Source organism: Longimicrobium sp. (assembly GCF_036280135.1).
Lineage (GTDB): Bacteria > Gemmatimonadota > Gemmatimonadetes > Longimicrobiales > Longimicrobiaceae > Longimicrobium.
The window spans coordinates 1-22,552 of sequence record NZ_DASURI010000068.1; the positions used below are offsets into that span (position 1 = coordinate 1).

The 22,552-nt window shown below is 71.3% G+C and carries 18 protein-coding genes; 3 read left to right on the forward strand and 15 right to left on the reverse strand.

What is annotated here, in order from left to right:
* Positions 1 to 1,340 (reverse strand): TonB-dependent receptor (locus tag VFZ20_RS02330; RefSeq protein ID WP_329682207.1); only part of this gene is annotated, 1,340 nt, incomplete at its 3' end.
* A 226-nt stretch (positions 1,341 to 1,566) separates the two neighbouring features.
* Here VFZ20_RS02330 and VFZ20_RS02335 point away from each other — a divergent pair.
* Positions 1,567 to 2,151, forward strand: a complete 585-nt coding sequence (locus VFZ20_RS02335) for a hypothetical protein (protein WP_329682208.1) — start codon at positions 1,567 to 1,569, stop codon at positions 2,149 to 2,151.
* Between the two features lie 148 nt (positions 2,152 to 2,299).
* Here VFZ20_RS02335 and VFZ20_RS02340 read toward each other — a convergent pair whose 3' ends face one another.
* The 12 genes from VFZ20_RS02340 to VFZ20_RS02395 form a co-directional block, all read right to left on the reverse strand.
* Positions 2,300 to 3,628, reverse strand: coding sequence for a RagB/SusD family nutrient uptake outer membrane protein (locus tag VFZ20_RS02340; protein ID WP_329682209.1), 1,329 nt, complete (start codon positions 3,626 to 3,628; stop codon positions 2,300 to 2,302).
* Positions 3,629 to 3,636: 8 nt separating this feature from the next.
* Positions 3,637 to 6,711, reverse strand: coding sequence for a SusC/RagA family TonB-linked outer membrane protein (locus tag VFZ20_RS02345; protein ID WP_329682210.1), 3,075 nt, complete (start codon positions 6,709 to 6,711; stop codon positions 3,637 to 3,639).
* A 450-nt stretch (positions 6,712 to 7,161) separates the two neighbouring features.
* Entirely contained in the window at positions 7,162 to 8,100 is a 939-nt protein-coding gene (locus VFZ20_RS02350) for an N-acetylmuramoyl-L-alanine amidase-like domain-containing protein (RefSeq protein ID WP_329682211.1), read from the reverse strand.
* 10 nt (positions 8,101 to 8,110) lie between these two features.
* Positions 8,111 to 8,659: an outer membrane beta-barrel protein gene (locus VFZ20_RS02355; RefSeq protein ID WP_329682212.1), complete on the reverse strand. Its 549-nt coding sequence runs from the start codon at positions 8,657 to 8,659 to the stop codon at positions 8,111 to 8,113.
* 101 nt (positions 8,660 to 8,760) lie between these two features.
* Positions 8,761 to 10,659 carry a hypothetical protein gene (locus tag VFZ20_RS02360; RefSeq protein ID WP_329682213.1) on the reverse strand — a complete coding sequence of 633 codons (1,899 nt, stop codon included), beginning with the start codon at positions 10,657 to 10,659 and terminating at the stop codon, positions 8,761 to 8,763.
* 124 nt (positions 10,660 to 10,783) lie between these two features.
* On the reverse strand, positions 10,784 to 11,479 hold the full coding sequence (locus tag VFZ20_RS02365; RefSeq protein WP_329682214.1) for an LON peptidase substrate-binding domain-containing protein: 696 nt from the start codon (positions 11,477 to 11,479) through the stop codon (positions 10,784 to 10,786).
* Positions 11,480 to 11,538: 59 nt separating this feature from the next.
* Complete coding sequence (locus VFZ20_RS02370) at positions 11,539 to 12,177, reverse strand: Uma2 family endonuclease (RefSeq protein WP_329682215.1); 639 nt, start codon at positions 12,175 to 12,177, stop codon at positions 11,539 to 11,541.
* The gene (locus VFZ20_RS02375; protein ID WP_349264053.1) at positions 12,174 to 12,488 is read right to left on the reverse strand and encodes a Uma2 family endonuclease; all 315 of its coding nucleotides are present in this window, start codon (positions 12,486 to 12,488) and stop codon (positions 12,174 to 12,176) included. Before VFZ20_RS02375 ends, VFZ20_RS02370 begins: the two co-directional genes overlap by 4 nt.
* Before the next feature lie 364 nt (positions 12,489 to 12,852).
* The gene (locus VFZ20_RS02380) at positions 12,853 to 13,407 is read right to left on the reverse strand and encodes a Uma2 family endonuclease (RefSeq protein WP_329682217.1); all 555 of its coding nucleotides are present in this window, start codon (positions 13,405 to 13,407) and stop codon (positions 12,853 to 12,855) included.
* 131 nt (positions 13,408 to 13,538) lie between these two features.
* On the reverse strand, positions 13,539 to 16,043 hold the full coding sequence (locus tag VFZ20_RS02385; protein WP_329682218.1) for a xanthine dehydrogenase family protein molybdopterin-binding subunit: 2,505 nt from the start codon (positions 16,041 to 16,043) through the stop codon (positions 13,539 to 13,541).
* Positions 16,040 to 16,540, reverse strand: coding sequence for a (2Fe-2S)-binding protein (locus tag VFZ20_RS02390; protein ID WP_329682219.1), 501 nt, complete (start codon positions 16,538 to 16,540; stop codon positions 16,040 to 16,042). The genes VFZ20_RS02385 and VFZ20_RS02390 overlap by 4 nt, the downstream gene beginning before the upstream one ends.
* Before the next feature lie 266 nt (positions 16,541 to 16,806).
* On the reverse strand, positions 16,807 to 16,986 hold the full coding sequence (locus VFZ20_RS02395) for a hypothetical protein (protein ID WP_329682220.1): 180 nt from the start codon (positions 16,984 to 16,986) through the stop codon (positions 16,807 to 16,809).
* Positions 16,987 to 17,374: 388 nt separating this feature from the next.
* On the opposite strand from VFZ20_RS02395, the gene gluQRS reads away from it, so the two are divergent.
* Both gluQRS and VFZ20_RS02405 read left to right on the forward strand, forming a co-directional pair.
* The gene (gene gluQRS / locus VFZ20_RS02400) at positions 17,375 to 18,352 is read left to right on the forward strand and encodes a tRNA glutamyl-Q(34) synthetase GluQRS (RefSeq protein WP_329682221.1); all 978 of its coding nucleotides are present in this window, start codon (positions 17,375 to 17,377) and stop codon (positions 18,350 to 18,352) included.
* A gap of 305 nt (positions 18,353 to 18,657) precedes the next feature.
* Positions 18,658 to 19,431: a hypothetical protein gene (locus VFZ20_RS02405; protein WP_329682222.1), complete on the forward strand. Its 774-nt coding sequence runs from the start codon at positions 18,658 to 18,660 to the stop codon at positions 19,429 to 19,431.
* A 287-nt stretch (positions 19,432 to 19,718) separates the two neighbouring features.
* Here the strand turns inward: VFZ20_RS02405 and VFZ20_RS02410 are convergent, their stop codons facing one another.
* Together VFZ20_RS02410 and VFZ20_RS02415 are read right to left on the reverse strand one after the other, a co-directional pair.
* Positions 19,719 to 20,552: a hypothetical protein gene (locus VFZ20_RS02410; protein WP_329682223.1), complete on the reverse strand. Its 834-nt coding sequence runs from the start codon at positions 20,550 to 20,552 to the stop codon at positions 19,719 to 19,721.
* Complete coding sequence (locus VFZ20_RS02415) at positions 20,549 to 22,243, reverse strand: DUF4173 domain-containing protein (protein WP_329682224.1); 1,695 nt, start codon at positions 22,241 to 22,243, stop codon at positions 20,549 to 20,551. Before VFZ20_RS02415 ends, VFZ20_RS02410 begins: the two co-directional genes overlap by 4 nt.
* Positions 22,244 to 22,552: the final 309 nt, after the last annotated feature.

Sequence of the window (22,552 nt, forward strand, 5' to 3'; positions counted from 1 at the left end):
AAGGCGAACACGCCCAGCCCGCGCGAGTCCGCCGGCGGCGTCAGCGCCTCGGGGCCCGTGGCGCTGTACGCCTTCCACAGGCCCGAGACGCCCCACGCGCCGTCCGTCCACCGGCCGCGCGGCGCCTGGTGCACGCGGGCGCTGGCCGTCCGCGTGCGGAGGGCAAAGCGCTGCAGCACGTGGCCGTCCGCGTCGTTCAGCTCGTCGTGGGCGTAGTCCTGCGCGGCGGCGTCCGCGCGGACGCGGGCCGCCAGCGGGGACGACGTGCGCAGCTCGCCGCCCGCGCGCAGCTCGTAGCGCCGGCCGCGCAGGCGTACGGGCGCGGCGGACGGCGGCACGGGCAGCCCGTAGCCAAAGTCGTACGCGCGCGCCGCCACGCCGCCCTCCACCCGCTCGCCCGCGTGGCCAATGCCCAGGGCGCCGTTCCGGCTTTCCGTGTCCGTGTTGCGCAGCCGCGAGCCCAGCACGGCGTCCGCGGGGATCCGCATGTCACCCGTGGTGCGGCCGCCCACGCGCAGGGTGCCGGCCCACGCGCCGGCGAGCGGCGCCGTCACCTTCACGCTGGCGGCTCCTCCGGGGTACGCGGATTCCGAGTGCACGCCCGCGGCCCACTCCACGCGCCCCGGCACGTGCGCCGGCACGTCGTCGCTGATGACGTTGACGACCCCGCCCAGCGCGTTGTTGCCGTACAGCAGCGTGGCGGGCCCGCGCACCACCTCCACACGTTGCGCCGCGAGCGGATCCACCGTTACGCCGTGGTCGTCCGCGCTGCCGGCCAGGTCACCCGTGCGCTGGCCGTCGTGCAGCACCAGCACGCGGTCGCCCGTCAGCCCGCGGAGCACGGGCATGGTGGCCGCGGGACCCATGAAGCGCATGGCCACGCCGGGCTGCGCGCGCAGCGTGTGGGCCAGCGTGCCGCCCATCTCCCGCTCCAGCGCGCGGCCGGCCAGGTGGCTCGTCGCCTGCGCCACCGCGGAGCCCTCGCTGGCGCCGGGCGAGGCCGTCACCTGGATGCCCTCCAGCGTCAGCGGCGTGTGCTCCAGGCGGATGCGCAGGGCCTCGCCGGGCACGGGCACCGCGCGCTCGGCGGGCGCGTAGCCCATGGCCAGCACGCGGACGCGGCGGATGCCGGGCGCTACGCCCTGCACGGCGAATCCGCCGTCCGCGCCCGTCGCGCCGATGCGCAGCCGCCCATCCACCAGCACCTGCGCCCCCGCCACGGGCTGCCCCGCCGCGTCCACCACCGTCCCCGCGATGCGCCCGGCGGTCTGCGCATCCGCCGCCGGCGCGATGACGATCAGCCCGGCCGCCACGGCCAGGATGCCCAATCGCACGCTCATGTTCGCTCCCACGTCCCCTCCCCTTCCCGAGTCACAGCAGAATTTAACTTTATCTAAATTCATAATGATGCAATCTGAAATTCAAAGTCAAGGATGATTGTCCTCCCTGCGTCGGCAGAAGACGGGCAATGCCGGTCCGCCTCCCTGGCCGCGCCGGACCGTGACGCGCATCCTCAGGGCGCCTTCCCGCGGACCGGAATCCCCATCACCGCCTCCCATCCCCGCCATGCAGCAGAGCACGCTCAACGCGGGCGAGTACCTGTCGGTGCTCGTCTCCATCATCGTGGGGCTGGGGCTGTCGCGCCTGCTGGGGAGCGTGGGCAAGCTGCTGAGCCGGCGGCGCCGCGTGCGGCCGTACCTGCCCGCCGTGGCGTCGGCCGTGCTGGTGTTCCTGGCCCACGTGCAGTTCTGGTGGGGGAGCTTCGACTTCGGGGAGCGCATCGAGAACAACTTCTTCGCCTTCCTCGTCTTTCTGCTCACGCCCATCCTGCTGTACCTGGCCGCCGTGCTGGTGCTGCCGGAGCTGGACCAGGACGACAGCGGCGAGGTGTCGCTCCGGGAGCACTACTTCGAGGCGCGCCCGTGGTTCTTTGGCCTCACGGCGCTGGTGCCCGTGGCCACGGCCGTGCGCAATGCCGGTTTCCAGGGCGACCCGTTCTGGAACCAGGACCGCCCGTTCGAGCTGGCGTTCCTGCTGATCGCCCTCGTGGGCCTGCTGACGGCGAACGCGCGCGTGCACCGCATCCTCCCCTTCGCCATGCTCGCGCTGTTCGTGACGATGGTGGTGCTGACGAGCCTGCAGCCGGGATGAACCGCGCCCCATGAGGCGTGCAGATCCCAACCCGCCGGACATCGTCGGTCTCTGCCGACGGGGGGTCGCCGGGCCTGGATGAACGAAGAAGGGCGCGCCGTTGCGGCGCGCCCTTCTTCGTTACTTCACCCGTCCGTGGAGCGGACGATCAGCAGCCCGCGTTGGGGTTGCGGTCGCACTCCGCCTGCGGGTAGGGCAGGAACTGCATGGACGGCCGCTCCGTGGTGAACTGGGACAGGCGCCGCAGGTCCTCCCAGCGCAGTCCCTGCCCGAACAGCTCGTAGCGCCGCTCGTACAGGATCTGGGCGAACACCTCCGCCGGCGTGTCCAGGGCATCCTCGGGCAGCGGCGGCAGGCAGCCGCGGGGCTCCGTGGCCGACGGGGTGCACGCGCCGGACGTGGCGTCGCGGCCCTCCGTGCGCACCTCGTTGATCAGGCGGCGCGCCTCGGCCAGGTTGCCCTGCCGGGCGTACGCCTCGGCCTGGATGAGCCGCATCTCGTCCGGCAGGTAGAACGGATACGGATCGTTGCGGTTGGCGCCGTACACGCGCATGGGGAACACCGAGTCCGGCAGGCCCGTGTTGCCCCCCGTGCGGGTGGCCCAGAACGTGGGCCGGGCATCGCCCGCCTGCGCGTCGGTAAAGAACTCCTTGCGCGCGCCCACGTAGTTGAGCGACAGGAAGTACTGCCACACCGGGTTCTGGCCCGGGCTGGGGTACTGCAGCAGCGACAGCGAGCCGCGGTTCACCCGCCCCGCCGCCGCCAGGGCCTCGGCGTACCGCCCGTCGAACAGGTAGTAGCGGGCCAGCATGGCGTCCACCGAGTTGCGCAGGTCGATCCCCGCGCCCGCCGTGGGGGTCAGCACGCGCGCCGTGAAGGGCGCCAGCTCGGCGTCGCTCACCGTGACCAGCTCCGCGCGGGCGCTCTCCAGCAGGGCAATGACCGTGTCACGCACCTGGTCGCGGGGAAGCGGCCGGGCGCCCAGGCTGTCGTAGCTGGCCGGCAGCTGCTCGTACTGCGTCGTCAGGTAGCCGATGGCGGATGCCGTCAGCAGCTTGGACAGGGCCGAGATGCCCACCTGGTTGCCGCGGGAAAGGTTCACCAGCGGCGCGCTCACCTGCAGCACCCGCGCCGAGCGGGCAATGCGGTACGCGGCCGCGAACGGGTCGCTCACCACGCCGAAGGTGGCGTCGGGGTCGCCCCGCACCAGCGACTGGTCGGCCTGCAGGGCGATCTGGCGCGTGCCCCACTGGTCCGTGGCCAGCTCGGGCGCGCGGATGAAGATCAGGATGTTGTCCGCGTACTGCGACTGCAGCCCCACGGCCGTGTTGAGGATGAGCTCCGGGTCGCGGAGCACCTCCCCCTCCTGGGGCGCGTTGGGGTTCACCAGGTCCAGGCTGCACCCGGCGGCGGTTCCGGCCACCGCCGCCAGGGCGAGGGTTCGCCGCGCGAGCCGGCGAAAGTTCAGTTGGCTCATGCGATGCCCTAGAAGTTGAAGTCCAGGCCCACCACGAAGGTGCGCGGGATGGGCGTGGTCGCGAAGTCCACGCCGCGCGCGACCGTGCTGGCGGCAAACAGGTTGACCTCCGGGTCGATGCCGGAGTAGTCCGTCCAGGTGTACAGGTTGCGGGCGGCCACCCGCAGCCCCAGCTCGCGCGTGCCCATCCGCCGCACCCACGGCGCGTCGAAGCGGTACGCCAGCGACACCTCGCGCAGCTTGACGAAGCTGCCGTCCTCGATGAACTCCTCGTACAGCGTGTTGCGGTCGGCGTTGCGGCTGAACGTTCCCGCCACCGTGTCGCCCCGCGCCTCGGCGCCCGCCGTGGGGGCCGATCCGAAGAACTCGGCGCTGCGGCGCGTGAAGTTGGCCACGTCGTTGCCGAACCGGCCGTCGAAGAGAATGCCCAGGTTCACGCCGCGGTACGTGAAGTTGTTCTGCAGCGAGGCGGTGAAGTCGGGGTTGGGGTCGCCCAGCACCCGGCGCTGGACGGCGCCGTTGACCCGCGCGCGGGTGGGAATGCACCCGGCCGGCAGCGGGCGCGCCGCGCACAGGGCGGGGTCGTAGACCACGGTCGAGCCGTTGCGGGGGAAGTAGATGATGTTCCCCTCGCTGTCACGCGGGTAGTACGCGCCCAGGAACACGCCGATGGGCTGCCCCTTGACCACCGCGTTCAGGTACTCGAAGACGAGCGTGTCGCTGGCCGTGTTGAGCTTGGTGACCTCGTTGTGGTTGCGCGCGTACAGCAGGCGCGTGTTCCAGCTGAAGTCGCGGGTCTGCACGTTGGACGTGGAAAGCGTGACCTCCCAGCCGCGGTTGGTCACCGTGCCCACGTTCAGGTACTGGTTGGCGAAGCCGCTGGTGAGCGCCAGGGGCACCTGCAGCACCAGGTCCGTGGTCTCCTTGTCGTAGTACGTCACCTCCAGCGCCGCCCGGTCGTTCAGCAGCCCCATGTCGGCGCCCACCTCGTACTCGCGCTGCCGCTCGGGCTTGAGGGTGGGGTTGGGCGCCAGCGTGGGCGGACGCAGGCCGGGACGGCCGCCGTAGCTCACGTTGAGGTACGTGACCTGGTTCAGGTACTCGCTGGGCGGCTGCCCGCCCGTCTGGCCGTAGGCCGCGCGCAGGCGCAGGGCGCTGAACACGCTGCCCAGCGCGCCGTCGCTGAACCCGGGCTGCTCGTCCACCACCCACGAGCCGCTCAGGCGCGGGAACATCTGCCAGCGCTCGTCCGCGCCGAACGCCGACGCGGCCTCCACGTTCAGGCCCGCCGTGAGGAAGATGCGGTCGGCGATGGACAGCCGCTCCTGCAGGAACGCGCCCAGGGTGCGCAGCTCCACCAGGCTCTGCGAGGCCGTCTGGGTAGCGCCCACGGCCGTGGTCTGCCCCGGGGGCAGGTCCGCGACGGCCGCGCGGATGGTGTTGGTGCGGTCCTGCGTGTAGCGGAAGCCCGCCGTGCTGCTCAACCCCAGCGACGACGACAGGCTGTTCTCCAGCGTGGCCGTGAAGTCGTTGTTGAAGCGGCGCACGGAGCGCACCGGCACCTGCAGCGAGCCGCCGAAGGTGGCGCCCGTGGAGCGCGGGGGCTGGAAGTACGTGGCCTCCTCGCGCCCGTCGTCCACGCCCGCCAGGTACGTGAGCGTCAGGTTGCTCAGGGGCGTGGCCGTGGCCTGCACGTTCCCGAAGAAGCGCGTGACGCTGCTGCGGGCCACCCAGTTGTTGATGACGTCCAGCGGGTTGGTGCTGATGACCGGGCTGTACGGATAGCGCCCCGTGCTGTTGTCGAACTCCGGGTTGAAGAACGTGGGCGTGAAGATGACGGACGTAAGCACGCCCTGCGTCTGCTCACCCTCGGGCACCAGGTCGGTGCGGGTGCGCAGGTAGCTGCCGTTCACCCCCACCTCCAGCCAGTCGGACAGGCGCTGGTTCACCCGCGCGCGCCCGCCGTACCGCTCGTACCCGGTGGAGCGGATGATGCCGTTCTCGTTGTTCCAGTTGCCCGACAGGTAGTACGTGGTGCCCTCGGTGCCGCCCGAGACCGACAGCTGGTTGCTGGTGCCCACGCCCGTCCGGAACAGCTCGTCCTGGTAGTCGAAGCGCGTGGTGTCCTGCCCCAGCCGCGCCGCGGGAACGCCGGCCGCCACGTCGGCGGGGCCGATGGTGGGGTCCATGTTCAGGTCCAGGAACCCCGGCGTGCGCGAGGCCTGGAGCTCCGTCGTAAAGCGGATCTCCGGCGCGCCCTGCCGGCCGCGCTTGGTGAAGATCTGGATGACGCCGCTGTTGGCGCGCGAGCCGTACAGCGCGGCCGCCGCGGCGCCCTTGAGCACCTCCACCCGCTCGATGTCCTCGGGCGGGATGTCGGCCAGGCGGTTGGTCATGGCCGTGTTGCTGCGCGTCGCGTTGGCGCCCAGCCCCACCAGGGCCTCGTTGTTGTTGTCCACGATCACGCCGTCCACCACGATCAGCGGCTCGGCGTTGCCCAGGATGGTGTTGGTGCCGCGCAGGCGAATGCTCACGCCGCCGCCGGGCTGGCCGCTGCTCTCGCTGATCTGCGCGCCGGCAATGCGGCCCTGCAGCGCCTGGTCGATGGACGTGGCCGCGGGGGCCTGCGCCACCTCTTCGCCGTCCACGCTGGCGACCGTGTTGCCCACCTCGCGCCGCTCCACGGGCGCGCCGGTGCCGGTCACCACCAGCTCCTCCAGCTGCAGCGCGGCCGGGGACAGCGTCACGGTGCCCACGGCCACCTCGCGCGGGGCGCCCAGCGTGACCTGGCGCGTGCTCGTGCCGCGGCCGATCTGCGAGAACTGCAGGGTGTACGTGCCCGCCGCCACCCGCGCGCGCAGGCTGAAGCGGCCGGCGGCGTCCGTCACGGTGCTGGCCGCGGGGGCCACCGTGCCCGCCGAGCGCAGCTGCACGGCCGCGCCGGCCAGCCCCGCGCCCGTCTCGGCGTCGGTCACCGTGCCGGTGAGGACGTAGGGTTCCTGCGCCGCGGCGGGCCGTGCCAGCACGCCGCTTAGCAGGAGAAGGGTCGCGCCGAGCCACCGGCGCAGACGAGATAGGCGCATCAGGGGTCCTCCGGGAGAGCTGTGGTGAACACGCCGGACCGGCGCCCCTGGAAGGAGCCCCGGGTGGGCTGGGAACCGACGACCGCGGAAATCTGGATCGAGGCGTTGGCGATGTGCGCTTTGGTCCCGCGATTCAATAGCACGCAATCCCGGGGTCCGCAAGGTTGGTTTAGAGGTTGAGCAAACAAATTTTTGCGTATATCCGCGATAAACGACCGCTCGGGGGAGTATGTCCGTCACGGTTTCCGACAATCCGACGCCACGGCTTCTTTCACGCGGGCAAACCGCACAACGAGCACGGGCCCGGTTCCGGCTGTCATCGCCGGCTCCGGGCCCGAATCAAGTCGAAGAAATTCTCACGCAGAGCCGCAGAGGACGCAGAGAACTGCAACTGCTGTTGAAGTACTCCGCGCCTCTGCGGCTCTGCGTGAGAATTCTTTCCGGTTTTCCTCAGCCGCGCAGGGGGCGGGCGACCAGGATGCCCGTGCCGCTGCGCAGGCCGTTCACGTAGTCCGCCACCGTGCCGCGGCTCACCTGCACCACGCCGCCGGAAAGCGGGGCGTGCAGCACGCGCATCACGCCGTCGTCCGAGCGGTACGCCAGGCCCGTGTGCGTCACGTCCAGCCCCGCGATGGAGGTGGCGAACGCCAGCACGTCGCCCGTCCGCAGGCGGTCCTGGATCTCGAGGATCCGCGCCTTGGCGACCACGCTGCGGGGCGACGCGTCCAGCCGCCGCTCGTGCGCCACGATGGCCGCGTACGCCGCGTCGTCGCGCAGGGCCGCGTAGCTGGCGCGGTGCTCCGACATGAAGCGCAGGGGCCGCGCGTCCGGCTCCCCGCCCAGCTCCGGGCCCAGGTCGCGCACCAGCCCGCGCCGCGCGCCGTCCGCGATCCACTCGCTGAAGTAGTGCAGCCGGCTGGCGTAGTCGCTGCGCACGCCGCCCCGGTAGCGCATCCGCTCGATCTCGGCCGCGAACCGCTCCCACCCCGCGTCCATCGCCGCCGCCGTGCGCGCCACGGCCAGCGCGCCCTCCACCAGCGACACGCAGTCGAACTTCATCAGGTGCAGCGTCAGCGGCTCGGCGGACGGCGCGCCGCCCGCGGCCAGGTACGCCTCCAGCGTGTTGGCGGCGTACGGGGCACCCAGCGCCAGCTCGCCCACGCGCGCCACGGCGGGGCCCAGCGGCCGCTCGCCGTTCGCCAGCCCCTCCGCGCGCAGCGTGCGGACCCACGACGCCAGGCGTGCGCGGTCCTCCTCGTCCATCGCCGCGGGGGCCATGCCCGCCGGCATCCGCGATCCGCCGCGAAGCGAGGCAAAGCCCGCCGCGGGAAGCAGCAGCCCGGCGCCCGCCACCGCGGCGCGGGCCAGGAACGTCCTGCGATCCATCATCCTCTACTCCTCACGTCCGGATCCTGAGTCCCACGTCCGCCACCACCATCGCCGCGTCGTCGTCCCCGGCGCCGTGGCGAACGTAGCGCACGCCCGGCGTCACCGACAGGCGCCCGTCCAGCCGCACCTCCGCCCCCGCGCCGACGGACACGCCCCAGCCGCTCGCGTCGTCCATCTCGCCCGCGGCGTCCGCCCGCAGCGCGTGGCGGGCGATGCCGGCGCTCACCCACGGCGCCGCGGCGGGGACGTAGGGGAGGGCGTAGCGCACGCCCACGTCGAGTCCCGCGCTCGTGAACCGCGCCTCGCCGTCCGCGCAAAAGCCCGTCCGGCAGCCGAACGACGCCCGACTGTACCCCGCATGCACCGAGAGGTGCTCCCGCGCCTCGTACGACACGGACGCGCCCCACGCCGCCCCCGGCAGCACCTCGAACTCCGACGCCGCCCCCGCGTAGTTCCCCGCGGACGCGCCGGCCCGCACCTCCGCGGAGAATCCCCGCAGCTGCGCGTCCGCCGATCCCGCCAGCGCCGCCGCGGACAGGGCCATCCACACCACTCTCATTCGGATTGGGATCTTCGGTGCCCGGCATGGAAATCCGCCGCCGCGTCGCCCCCAGGGACGCTCCGCGGACGGCGGATGGAAAGGAATTCGGGGGATGCGGATCAGGGGCGGACGCGCACGCGCCGCGAGGTCGTCCGCACCCCGTCGCTGAAGAGCAGCTCCAGCTCCGGCGCGTCCGTCCGCACGTTCGCCACGCCGCCCCGCGCAAAGGCGAGGATCTCGCCCGTGCGCCCGTCGCGGACGACGGTCAGCGGATGCCGCGCGGCCTCCCAGCGCACCTCCGCGCGCCCGCCCGCCGCGCCCGAGACGCTGAAGCGCGGCGCCACGGGGGCGATGCGCGTGTCCACGGGCCCGGCCGCGCGGCTCACGGACGCCTGCACGCCGTTCGCCACCAGCCGCAGGCTCGCCACGCGGTCCAGGGGCAGGGCGCGCCGGGGGATGGCGAACGCGAAGTGGCGCTCGCCGTCGGGCGCGTCCTCCACCCGCGTCCCGCGGAACGACAGGGCGTAGAGCGTAGCGCCGGACGCGTCGCGCGCCTCGATGCGGTACGGGCCGGGGGCGGACGGCAGGGACACGGGCGCCGTGAGCTCCACGGCCGGCTCCAGCACCACCTGGCCGTCGCGCACGGCGCCCCACACCAGCAGCACGGGCTCCGGCGCGGCGCCAGCCGGCGCGGGCCAGTCACGGGCGTGGCGGTAGTCCAGGATGGCCTTGTACGTGTACCAGGTGATCCACTCCGGCACGCAGTACGACATCAGGTCGCGATAGGGGTCGCCGCGCACCAGGTTGTCGCCCACGTCCACCCCCACCACGTCCAGCACGGCGTTGGTGGTGGGAAAGTCCGGGTCCGGGCCGGACGGGTTGCCGCACGGCGCGTGCGCCCGGCCAAAGTTGTGCCCCAGCTCGTGCGCCAGCGTCTGCGCCGCCTCGGGCAGCCGGTCAAATCCCAGCGCCGCCTTGCCTTCCAGGAACCCCAGCCCCGAGATGCCGCTGACGGGCCGGGTGAGCACGCCGTAGTAGTAGCGGCCCGTGCCCTCCGCCACCCGCAGGGCGTTCACCTCGCGCAGGATGGCCGTCCACCCCGCGTTGTTGCTGGCCACGTTGCTCGTGGTGTACGGCGCCCGCACGTCCACGCTCACCTGCCGCACGGGGAACATCGTCAGCAGCGGCCCCATGAACGCGGCCACGTTCCCCGCGTCCACGCCGCCCGTGGTGCCCGTGGCGGCCTGGTGCACGGGGACAATGCGCAGGTCGAGCGGGGGCACGTCGCGCACGTCCGCCGCCAGGGGCACGCCGTCGGCCGGGTACGAGGCCCGGCTGCCGGCGGCCAGGGGGATCAGGCGGTCCGGGTCCGCCTCCACCAGCACCCGCAGCCCCGGCTGCACCAGCCGCGCGGGAACCAGCACGTTCCACGACGCCGCCAGGTCCTGCTCGGCCAGCTGCTCGTGCAGCTCCATGGCGCCCGTGGCGAGCATCTCCACCAGCGCGGCGCCGCGAAAGACGTTCACCCGCACGCGCGGGGCAAAGAAGCTGGGGCGATCGCCCGTCATGTACACGCGCAGCAGGGCGTCGCGCCCCTGCACCAGCGGCGCCGTGCCGCCCCACGGCTGGGCGGCCTGCGTGAGCTGGATGCCCTCGATGCGCATCCGCAGCTCCCGCGGGTTCACCCGCACCCGGACGCTGGCCGTGAGCCCCCCCACCCGTACGGACGCCACCGCCTGCCCCGCCGCCACGGCCACCAGCTCGCCGCCCTCCACGTCCAGCGTCCCGGCGCTGCTGGTGGTCCACACGGGCGCGGCCCACGCCGGAACCCGCTCGAACGGGCGGCCGTCCTGGTCCAGCACCGTCAGGGGGATGCGCACCCGCTGCCCCTGCAGCGCGGTGACCACCGTGTCCTCCAGCGACAGGCGCGTGGGGATGCGCTCGGATTCCACGAACAGGTCCGAGCACGCGCCCAGCGGCAGCAGCAGGGCAGCGGCGGGCAGAATGAGACAGCGCATGAAATACGGCGGCACGGCGTTGCGGAGTACGCCCGGAGCACGTCCGCGCGGAGGGCGCGGGGCGAGGAACGTACAACGCGCCGCCCGGCAGGTTCCGGACGGCGCGTCAGCATGATAAAGGGGGTCAGCCGTCGCCGAAAGGCGTTTCGCCGCCGCCCGTGGTCCCGGAGTCCAGCACGGCGCGCAGCAGGTCGTCCAGCAGCCCCAGCCGCTCGCGCTCCTTGCGGGATTCCAGCAGCTCCTGCTGCCACGCGGGATCGATGCGGATGGCCTGCGCGATCTGGAACCCCGTCTCGGCGTACGGGTCGATCTCGGGGAACGGCTGCTTGTACCGCACCACCTCTTCCAGCACCCGATTGAAGAGGTCGATGGAGCGGCGGCGGCGCGGCACCAGCCCGCGGCGGTCCTCCTTCTCGTCGTCGTACGGCTCGGAGAGCGCCTCCCAGTAGGCGGCGCCGCTCTCGATGCCGTCCACGATGCGAAAGCGGTTCAGCCCGCGGCACAGGATCAGGGAGCGGCCGTCGGGCAGGGGCTGGTACTTGAGGATGCGGGCCACGCACCCCACGCCGCCGTTCTCCGTGGTGAACGGGCCGTGGCGGTCGGGGTCGTGGTACACCAGGCCGAACTGCTCGCTCCCTTCCACGCAGTGCGCCACCATCTGCCGGTACCGCGGCTCGAAGATGTGCAGCGGCATGGGCGCGCCTGGAAACAGGACCGCGGGGATGGGAAAGAGCGGAAGACGCATTGCTTGGGGGGCGTGGAGGTGCAATGCGAAAGTGCCGCTTCCGGGCGGCCGCCGCAAGCACCACTCCGCGCACATGCGGCCATCGCTCCAAATGCGCCAGCGCCGCCCCACTTCGGAATAGCCCGCCAATCCCCTCAGTCGAACATCTCGTCCACGGCAAAGCGCCAGCCGGGCACAGCCGGCTCCGCATCGGCAACTTCGCCGCGGGCAAACACGACCGGATGCTCCGGGTCATCGGCGTGGTAGGCGCGGATCACGTTCTCCCGCAGAGCGTCCACGTCCCACACGACCTGCGTGCCCGCCGCGAAGTAGTCCGCGCGCTTGGCCGCCATCCGCGCCTCCATCTCATGACCGTACTCGGACGGATCGCATATCTCGACCGCGAACACGGGGGCGCCCGCCACGCACCGACTTGTCCCTGGCTCACCGACGTACCCGCTCACGTCCGGGCAAAAAGAGCGGCGGTGTGGCAGGTCGACGACAAAGGCAGTCCGGAACGGGAATACGTAGCCGGCTCCACCCGCTTCCTCGTACCGATGAAGGCCTGTGCGGATGTTCGACGCGGCGCTCGCCGATCCCGGGGCGGTAGGCCCGATCAGGATCAGCTCGTCGTTGACGATCTCGGCCTTGAACTTGGTAAGCCAGAGATCGTGGATGGTGGCGGGCCGGCCCAGGGGCGCGGCCACGTGTTCGCCAATGCCGTGCGACCAGATGCCGATGCGGAGCTCCTCCAGCGGTGTGAGCTCCGGGTCACCGGGCTCGGCGGCGTTCATGGCTGCTGCTTGCCGGACAGGAACAGGTCATCGACCGCGAACCGCCAGCCAGGCACCGCGGGCTCCGCATCCGCGGTTTCGCCGCGGCGAAAGACGGACGGATGATCCGGCTCGTCGGCCCGGTACGCGCGGATCCACCCCTCGCGCATCACGTCTACGTCCCATACCACCTGCGTACCCGCCGCGAAGTAGTCGCCCCGCTTGGCGGCTATGCGGCGCTCGGCGGCCGGGCCGTAGTCCTCGGGGCTGCGGACCTCGACGGCCAGCACAGGCGTACCGTGAATTACCTTCTCGCCAAACGCAGGCCCCACGAACCACGCCGCATCGGGAGCAAAGGTGCGGCGGTTGGACGCGACGAACGGCAATGCCGTCCACGTAGGCGCGTCCGCCCCCGTTTGCCCACTCGTGCAGCGTCAGGCGGACGGTGATGTTCCGCGCCGCCGTGTTGTGCGCGTCGCTGGAAGGGCTCATGAGGATGAGCCTCCCGTCCACGAGCTCGGCCTTTCCGTCAACCGCGAGCAGATCCTCGAGCGTCGCCTCACTGCTCATACACCCTCGGATGCAAGACGTGAGAGCGTCAGGGTGGCAGTATCAATACATCCATGCCCGGCCGGACTTCCACGATCCGCCGGCCTTTACCGTCGGCGGGTGGGTTGTCGGCCGTCCGCGAGCGGATTACCCGAACAACCTGTCTACCGGAAAGCTCCAGCCCGGCACAGCCGGCTCCGCATCGGCAACTTCGCCGCGAGCAAACACGACCGGATGCTCCGGGTCATCGGCGTGGTAGGCGCGGACCCAGCCTTCGCGCAGCACGTCCACGTCCCACACGACCCGTGTACCCGCGGCAAAGTACAGGGCGCGCTTGCGAGCCATCGTCCGCTCGGCGGCTGGACCGTAGTCGCTTTCGCTCCGCACTTCGGCGGCAAAGCTGGGGGCTCCTCGAATGCGTCCCGATGCGACGTGGTCACCCGGCCACCATGCGGCGTCCGGGCTCAGCACCTGAGTCTGCGGCGTTTGCACGATGAACCCGGCGCCTTCGTTCACGGCGTATCCGCCCCCGTGATCCGCCTCGTAGTCATCGAGACTGCGCCAGATTCGTCCGGCCGCGCGGTTCGGTCGGTGTCCGGTCGCGGTCACGGGGATGATCTCCCCGTCGATGAGCTCCACCCGTCCTTCGACGTCCCAGAGATCCTCAAGCGTCGCCTCACGGCCCAGGGGTGCGATGGTCATACATCCTCCGGTGGGGAAAGGCGTGAGGTGTCAGGTGGCGGCGACCCTTGACGCCAGCCACAACAGTAAACGGGATGGACACGAAAAGAGAAGGGGGCAGGCCAACACGGCCACCCCCGGAATACTTTGGCTCAGTCCGCCGCGATGCGGTCCGCTTCGTCGCGGGCGGCGGCGTGGTCCCGCAACGCCCGCCACACGCGTGGGGGCGAGAACGGAAGCGAGTCCATCCGCACGCCCACGGCGTCGAAGATGGCATTGGCGATGGCGGGGATGGACGGGTGCAGCGGCCCCTCGCCGGCCTCCTTGGCGCCGTACGGACCCTCCGGATCGATCGACTCCACGATGAGAGACCGCAGCTCGGGGGTATCGAGCGACGTGGGGATGCGGTAGTCCAGCAGCGACGGCGCGTTGTGCAGCCCCGCGCGGCCGTGGTCCGCGTCCTTCATGATGTGCTGCTCCATGAGCGCCTCGGCAAAGCCCATGTACGCCGAGCCCTCGATCTGCCCCTCCACGATCGTCGGATTGAGCGCGCGGCCGCAGTCGTGCGCCACCCAGATGGTCTTTACCTCCACGAAGCCCGTCTCGGGGTCCACCTCCACCTCGGCCACGTGCGCCGTGAACGAGTACGCGGGCGACGCGCCGATGGTGCCGCCCCGGTACTCGCCGTGCACGTCGCGCGGCGTGTTGTACGATCCCACGGAGCCCAGCGTGCCGTGCTTTGCCTCGGCCAGGTTGAAGGCCTCCACGATGGACATGGACCGGCCGGTATCCTGCCCGTCCATGGCCCGCCCGCCGGCCAGGAGCACGCGCTGCGGCGGGATGCCCCACTCCGCGCCCACGGCATCCTGCACCATCGCCTTGAGCTTGCGGGCCGCGTCCACGCAGGCGTTGCCCAGCATGAACGTCACGCGCGACGAGTAGCTGCCCAGGTCCACCGGCGTGAAGTCCGTGTCCGACGGCAGCACGCGCACGTAGTCCAGCGGCACCCCCAGCTCCTCGCAGACGATGTACGCCACGAGTGAGGTGGACCCCTGGCCGATGTCGGACGCGCCGCTGAAGACGGCGACGCGCCCGCTGCGGTCCACCTGCAGCTGCACGGCGGACTGCGGCATCCGGTTGGGGTAGATGGGATAGTTGGTCCCGCTGATGTAGCACGAGCCCGCCACGCCCAGCCCGCGGCCGTAGCCCAGCTTGCCGCGGCGCTCCTTCCATCCGCTGGCGCGCTCCACGGAATCCAGGCACTCCATGAAGCCGTTGCTCGTCACGCGCAGCTCGTTGACGGTGCGCCGAAAGCTGCCCATGAAGTTGCGGCGCCGCAGCTCGATGGGGTCCAGGCTCAGCCGCTCGGCCAGCTTGTCGAGCGTGACCTCGAAGGCAAAGCGCGGCTGCACGCTGCCGTGGCCGCGCTTGGGCCCGCACGCCGGCTTGTTGGTAAAGACGCGCGTGGAGTTGAAGCGGTACGCCGGGATCTCGTACGGCGCCGCCAGCAGCTGTCCACTGTAGTACGTCGTCACCAAGCCGAACGACGAGTACGCGCCGCCGTCCAGCAGCGTCCTCGCGTCCACCGCCTTGAGCTTGCCGTCGGCCGTGGCGCCCACCTTGTACTGCATGTGGAACGGGTGGCGCCCGCGGTGGGCGTAGAAGACCTCCTCGCGGGTGTAGAGGATCTTCACGGGCCGCCCCGTCTTCATCGCCAGCTTGGCGACGCAGAACTCCAGGTCGAACGGCTCGCTCTTGCCCCCGAACCCGCCGCCCACGTGCGGCTGGACGACGCGCACCTTGGCCGGATCCAGCTCCAGCACCTTGGCCAGCTCGCGGTGCAGGTAGTGCGGCACCTGCGTGGACGACCAGACGGTGAGCCGCCCCCCCGGCGCGCCGCCCGCCTCCCATTGCCCGATGGCGCAGTGCGGCTCGATGGGCACGTGCGTGGTGCCTTCGAAGTAGTACTCGCCCTCGATGACGACGTCCGACTCGCGCAGCCCGCGCTCCACCTCGCCAAAGTCCAGCTTGACGATCTTGGAGATGTTGCCGTTGTGGCCTTCCTTCCTGGCCTCGTGGATCTGCACGTCGGTGCGGCGGACGGCCTCGAAGGGATCGAGGAGGGCCTCCAGCACCTCGTACTCCACGTGGATGAGGTCCAGGGCCCGGTTGGCCGTGTCCTCGTCCACCGCCGCGACGGCCGCCACGGCGTCGCCGATGTAGCGCGCCTTGTCGGTGGCCAGCGCGTTCTCGTCCGGCGTCCAGACGATGATGCCGAACGGCGTGGGCATCTCCGCGCCCGTGACCACGCCGTGGACGCCGGGCAGGGCTTCGGCCGCGGAGGTGTCGATGGAGACGATGCGGGCGTGCGGATGGGGCGAGCGCAGGATCTTGCCGTGCAGCATTCCCGGCAGGACGAGGTCGTCCGTGTAGCGGGCGCGGCCCGTGGACTTCTCCAACCCGTCCGTCTTGCGCTGGCGGGTGCCGAGGACGTTGAGCGGCTTCGCCTTCTCGTCCCGGTCACCGTACAGCTTCACGGGCTCGCCGGCGTGCGACGGCGCGTGGTCCACGACGGGCGTGCCGCGCTCGGCCACCTCGGGCTCGTCGAGGGGAACGCCGCCGCGGGCGCTCTCGAACTCCTGCCGTTCCGCGCTCATGCCGGCACCTCCTCGGTCGTGCGCATGCGCCCGGCGGCCATCTCCACGGCGTCCAGGATCTTGGTGTATCCCGTGCAGCGGCACAGGTTTCCGCTGAGGGCTTCCTTGATCTCGTCGCGGGTGGGGGCCGCGTTCTCCTCCAGCAGGGCCGCCGCGCTCATCAGGATCCCCGGCGTGCAGAATCCGCACTGGGCCGCGCCGCACACGTCGAACGCGTCCTGCAGGGGGTGCGGCACGCCGGGCCCCGTCCGCAGCCCCGCGAGCCCCTCCACCGTGCGCACCTCCCGGTCCACCGCCTCGTACACGGGGGTGATGCAGGAGAGCGTGGGCACGCCGTCCAGCCACACGGTGCAGGCGCCGCAGTCGCCCTTGTCGCACCCCTGCTTGCTGCCGGTGAGCTGCACGCCGTAGCGCAGGGCCTCCAGCAGCGTCCAGTGGGTGGGGACCGCCACTTCGTGCGTGTCGCCGTTGACGCGGAGGGTGAGCAGGTCCTTCATGGGCGGGGGCCGGGGGTGATGCGCGCGTGCTGATTTTCGCGCGGAAACGCAGGCGGCGCGCGGGTTTGCCGATGGGGCAAGCTAACCCGCGCCGCGCGCCAGTGTCAACGCTCCGCCCGCAATTTTCGAACGCGCGTTCGGCGGATCAGACGACAAACGACAACTGCATTCTCACGCAGAGGGAGCAGAGGCAGCAGAGTACCCCAGTCCGCGCCGGGACCGGGGTACTCTGCTCCATGCTCCGCTCCGTGTCGATGCGGTCCGGTTCAGCGATCGCCTTCGTCGCCGTGGCCGGGCTTGGCCTTGGTCTTGGCGTGCTGGCGGCGGTCGGCGGCCAGGGAGCGGCCCACGTCCACCTGGTCGTCGGTAAAGCGGCCGTTCTCGTCGCGGCGAATGTACCGCTTGTCGCCCGGGTTGGGCTCGATGAGCTCGCGCTTGCGGGACATGCGATCCTCCGGAAGGAGTGAAATCTCCGTAAACATCCATGGCTTCACGACTTCCATTTTGCACACTCCGCGCCACGCGCATCCACAGGCGGACAGCACGATTGCGCGAGGATCGAATGGCCCGTCGCTGCGCGACGGGGGCCCTCTCCCCCGACCTCCTTTTGCTCGTTCCTCGCAACGTCGGTCGACCCCTCCCCCAACTTCGGGGGAGGGGTGGCGAGAGGGTGAGTCCGTGCGCGGAGGCGGGTTCGTGCAAAGACTGGGTTCTCCCTTCCCCCATGCCGTTTATGGGGGAAGGGTCGGGGATGGGGGCGCTCAGCCCGCGCACGATCCATCCTCCACGACGGAACCACTTTCGCACTTTCGCACTCGTCCCCACCTTCCCCGCATGATTCGCGGACGCTTCGCCCCCAGCCCCACCGGCGCGCTGCACATCGGCAACGCGCGCACGGCCCTGCTCGCGTGGCTCCAGGCGCGCGCGGCGGGCGGCGCGTTCGTCATGCGCGTGGAAGACCTGGACTTTGGACGCGTTCGCCCCGGCTTCATGCAGACGCAGCTGGACGAGCTGCGCTGGCTGGGGCTGGACTGGGACGAGGGGCCCGACGTGGGCGGCCCGTTCGCGCCCTACGTCCAGTCCGAGCGGCAGGGCCTCTACGAGATCGCCCTTCGGCGCGTGGCGGAGCGCGGGCTGCTCTTTGAGTGCACCTGCTCGCGCCGCGACATCGCGCAGGCGGCCAGCGCGCCGCACGTGGGTGAGGAGGGCCCGCGCTACCCCGGCACCTGCCGCGAGCGCCGCGTGGACCCGTCCGTCCCGTCGCTCACGGCGCACGGGCGCGGCTACTTTGCCCTGCGCGCGCGGGCGGACGCGGACTTGGTGTGCTTCGACGACGGGGTGATGGGGCAGCAGTGCTTCGACCCGTCGGCGGAGGGCGACTTCGTGGTGCGGCGCAAGGACGGCGTGGCGGCGTACCAGATCGCCGCGGTGGTGGACGATGCGGCCATGGGCATCACCCACGTGCTGCGCGGCGCGGACCTGCTGTCGTCCACCGCGCGGCAGATCCTGCTGTACCGCGCGCTGGAGCTGCCCATCCCGTCCTTTCTGCACGTGCCGCTGATGCTGGGGCCGGACGGCGAGCGGCTGGCCAAGCGCCACGGCGCCGTCTCGCTGGGCGAGCTGCGCGCGGCGGGCGCGGCGCCGGAGCGCGTGGTGGGCTGGCTGGCGGCCACGTGCGGCCTGGCGGAGCCCGGCGAGGCGCTGTCGGCGGCGGCGCTCGTCCCGCGCTGGGACCCGTCCCGCATCTCCCCCCAGCCCACGACCGTCACGGACGAGATGCTGCGCCGCCTGCGCGAATCCGCCATCGGCTGAGACGAATCATCGAAGCCAGTATCTCCGCGTCTCCGGGCCAGGATCCGGTGTGCGCACGGGCTGGGGTACTCTGCTGCCTCTGCTCCCTCTGCGTGAGAATGCAGTTGATGTTCGTCGGCACACATCATCTGATTCCGCGCATCGTCGCAGATGGCATTCGCGAGGCGTGACGGGGCGGAATCCAGCCTCGTCAACGGGCGAAACTATTCCGCAACGGCCGGTTGCGCGCTATGTTGCCGTGCAATCACCCGACATCTCCCTCCGAAGACGCCTTCCGCCTCTTCGACACCTCCTGGAGGAAACCGATGCGATTCGGTGTGCTCGCCCTGGCCGGCGTGCTCGCGCTTCCGGCCGCTGCTTCCGCACAGAACAACGGGGGCTTTGCCAACCAGCCCCCGGCTGACCTGGTCCCCTACACCCGCTTTGCCATCACCCCGTGGGTGGGCCTGCGCTCGCCCTACGGCTCCGGCGAATATTTCGCGATCACCGAGAGCGGCACGCAGTACCAGCTGGACGAGGACCGGGGCGGCGGCGTGGCCGTGGGCCTGAATGCCGAGTTCCGCATCACGGGGCCGCTCAACCTGGTGGCCGGCGCCACGTACAGCGCCGCGGACGAGGACGAGATCACCGTCACCACGGGCACCACGACGACCACCACCTCCACGTTCCTGGCCGACGGCCCGGAGATGTGGTTCGTCAAGGCCGGCCTGCAGTACCGCCTGCCGGACCCCATCCCCGACAACCGCCGCTTTCACCCGGCGGCGTACGTGACCGTGGCGCCGGCCCTGGTGGTGACGGACTACCCGGAGATCCAGGGGCTGGACAACGACGACGTGAACGGCAGCAGCTCGCACTTTGGCCTCAACCTGGCCGTGGATGCCGTCAGCAACGTCGGCAGCCGGGGCCTGGCGCTCTCGTTCGGCTTGGAGGACTACATCACGTTCTGGAACCAGGACGACGTCCGCCTGCGGGACGAGGTGCTGCTGGGCAGCCTGTTCGAGGAGCCGGTGACGATCAACTACGACTCCAACTCCGCGAACATCCTGGTGCTGCGCGCCGGCCTGTCCTGGCGCTTCTGACACGCTGACGGCGAATGGACGACGTACGAAAGGGGTGCCCTCCCGCGGGGCGCCCCTTCTGCGTTTCACCTGCTCTCGCCTTTGATTTCCTGAGGGAGGCGCCGCTCGATCCCTCCCTGGTCGTGATCCCTGGCGCCGACCGAAGGATCTCCTCTCCCGTGCCCGGCCTCCGCCATCGCGCACGGTCCGTCCAATCGAAGATCGTGCGATACGGTTGAAGCGCGCCGGCAGCGGAGCGCCCCCATCCCCAACCCTTTCCCCACAAACGGCGTGGGGGCCGATCCAGCTCAGTCCAACCATCCGCGGCGCACCAGCAGGTACCATCCGCCGCCAAGGGGCTGCGTATGCCTCCGTTCCGGGAGCGCGGCGGACGCCAGCGCCTGCCCCGGGCGAACGTACAGCAGATCCGCCCCCGTCTCGGTCCAGAGGGTCACGGCTGACGCGCTGATCCCCACCTCCGAGACGCCCGCCGCACGCAGCCGGTTCATCAGCCGCACCAGCTCCAGCCGCGAGATGCCGTCGCGCCGCAGCACCTCGTACAACGTCCTCGACGGCCCGGCGGCGGCGTTCGACGAAGCGATGGAGCTGCTCTTCAGGTTTCCTTCAAAGTCGTTCAACGCCACCCACTCGCCCGATGAAACGGCGATCCGGTGGATGCGCCCGTCGCGGACCAGGTCGTCCGCGAGTGGCTGCAGGCGTGCGACGCGGGCGGATGCGTGCACCTCGCGGCCCACGCGCGACACGGGGACGGTCGCGACCAGCGTGAGCACCAGGGCCGCGACGGCGCCCAGTCCCTTGCGCAGCTTGGCGAGCGACGGCTTGTAAAGCACGTGGATGAGCACGCCCAGCCCCCCGATCCCCAGCATCATCATCGCCGGCATGAACAATCCGGCCGCGGCGCCCCCGCCGATGCGCGGCTCGAAGAACGTACCCAGGAGGATCATTCCCAGGGCCGCGTATCCCATCGCGTAGAAGTAGCGGTGCGCGTTCGGCGGCGAATCGGACGAAGGCGGCGGTGGATGAACGGGCTCGCGGTCCGCCCGCAGCGGCACCAGGGCCACGGACGTGGACGGCGGAGGCGCCACGATGGCCTCCCACGCCTCGCGCTCGCGCGTGCTCACGGCCGCCTCCCCGGCTGTGCCGACGCGGCCGGCTGCGCGGGCGCCGCCGGTTCCGAGGCATTCAGCGAGGACACGGCAGGCGGCGTCACGGTGGATGATGCACTCGAACCGGGAGCAGGCGCGGCCGACACCGCCGGCGCGGCGGGAGCGGATGCGGCAACCGGCGTCGTGGCGCAGGCGTCCATCCTCCGCAGCGCCGCCTCGCGCGTGCCGACCCTAGACCGGGCGCGGCCGCGCGACAGGCTCCAGCTGCGCCAGTCTTCCGGCGCCTGCCAGCGCGCCAGCAGGCGGTTGGCCGCGACGCAGCGCAGCTCGGGGCGCACGTTGGGCAGGGCGGCCAGCAGGGGCGGCACGGCGTCGGCGCTGAGCGACGCGGCGTAGACGGCGTCGAAGCGCAGGGCCGCGTCCGGGCGGGCGGCGTTGGCGCGGACGATCATGGCGTCCGGATTGACGACGTGCAGGATGACGATGGCCTCGAACGCCGTCGTCAGCGCGCCCCAGGCAAAGCGCTCGCGGTGGCCGCGCAGCACCGTCCACGCGAACCAGCCGAAGACCACGCCCAGCCACAGCATGAACGCCGTGGTGTACAGGCGCAGCTCCGTGAAGCCGTACGCGCCCTGGTACAGCCGCATGCGGTGCAGCCCGCTGGCCATGATGACGAACAGCAGCGCCACCTGCGCGCCCGCCAGCCAGCGAAAGATCCGCGCGTGCACGCGGTTTTCCTTGCGCACCAGCCAGTCGGCGATCAGCAGCAGGGGCAGCACCAGCCCGGCGACCGTCACCAGCTCGAAGAAACCGCGCCGCGCGTACTCGCTGAACGACGTGCTCCCCGGCCCCTGGACCACGTCGGCGGACCCGAAGAAGTAGGGCAGCTGCACGGCCACGAACGCGGCGAACAGCAGGTCCAGCAGCCCCAGGATCATCCCCGTCTCCACGATGCCAAGCGACAGCGCCGCCGGACGCGTGAGGATGGGACCCGGCGCGTCGCTGCCCACCGTCATGGTGCGCAGGATGCCGCCGCAGATCCACGCCACCAGCAGCGCCAGGCTCACGTGCCCCAGCAGCCGCGGCCCGTCGAAGGCAAAGGCGCCGCCCAGCAGCCGCTCGAACTTCGCGTCCGCCGCCGCCAGCAGGCTGCCGAACAGCACCAGCAGCGGCACGGCGATGGCGCCGCCGCGCACGACCGCCACGCCGTTGCGCGCCATGCCGTCGGACCGCAGCTCTGCCCAGCGCACGTCGCGAAACAGCAGGTTGGCCGCGCCCACGGCCGCGTCGCCGGCTGAGGCGGCCACGCCGGCCAGGTGGTGCGCCAGCCCGGCCTTGCGCACCTGTCCGCCGCGCGCGTGCAGCATCGCCAGGCCCACGATCACGCCCAGCGCGATCCCGTCCAGCGCCTTGAGCGTGGCCGAGTCGCGCCACGCCATCAGCGCGGCGGCGCCCAGCGCCAGCGGGATCCAGCCCACCGCCGCGTCGTCCGCTTCTGTCCAGCGCTGCAGCAGGGCGATGGTGCCCACGAGCGCGGCTGTCCACAGGGCCAGGTTCAGCCCCCAGGGGCCGGTACGCAGCAGCGCGTCGCCCAGGATGCCCAGGCCCAGGGCTGCGCCCGCGACACCCAGCGCCGTGCGCGTCTGCCGGCTGATGACGAGCCGCGCGGGAGCGTCGGCTGTCTGCACGTGGATCTCGCTCATCATGCGGCCGTCCTTTCGCCGCGGATGTCATTCAGCCGAAGCGCAGCAAATCGTGCCGTCAGCGCCATGAGCTGATTTCCTGATCCGAAGTAAGGCGATCGGGTGCGTACACCGACCGCAATCGCACCCTGGATGTTGAACCCTCGTTTCATCCCATCCTCCCCGTGGAAAAGGTCGATCCCACTCAACAACAACGGCTTTCAGCTTTGATCGTCATCAACAGCTCAGGTAGCCCCGCGAGGACCAGGAGCGAATGAATTCGCCGCTGGAAAGTCGCGAAGTCCGCCTTCGCGGACTGCCCCAGCGAGAGGC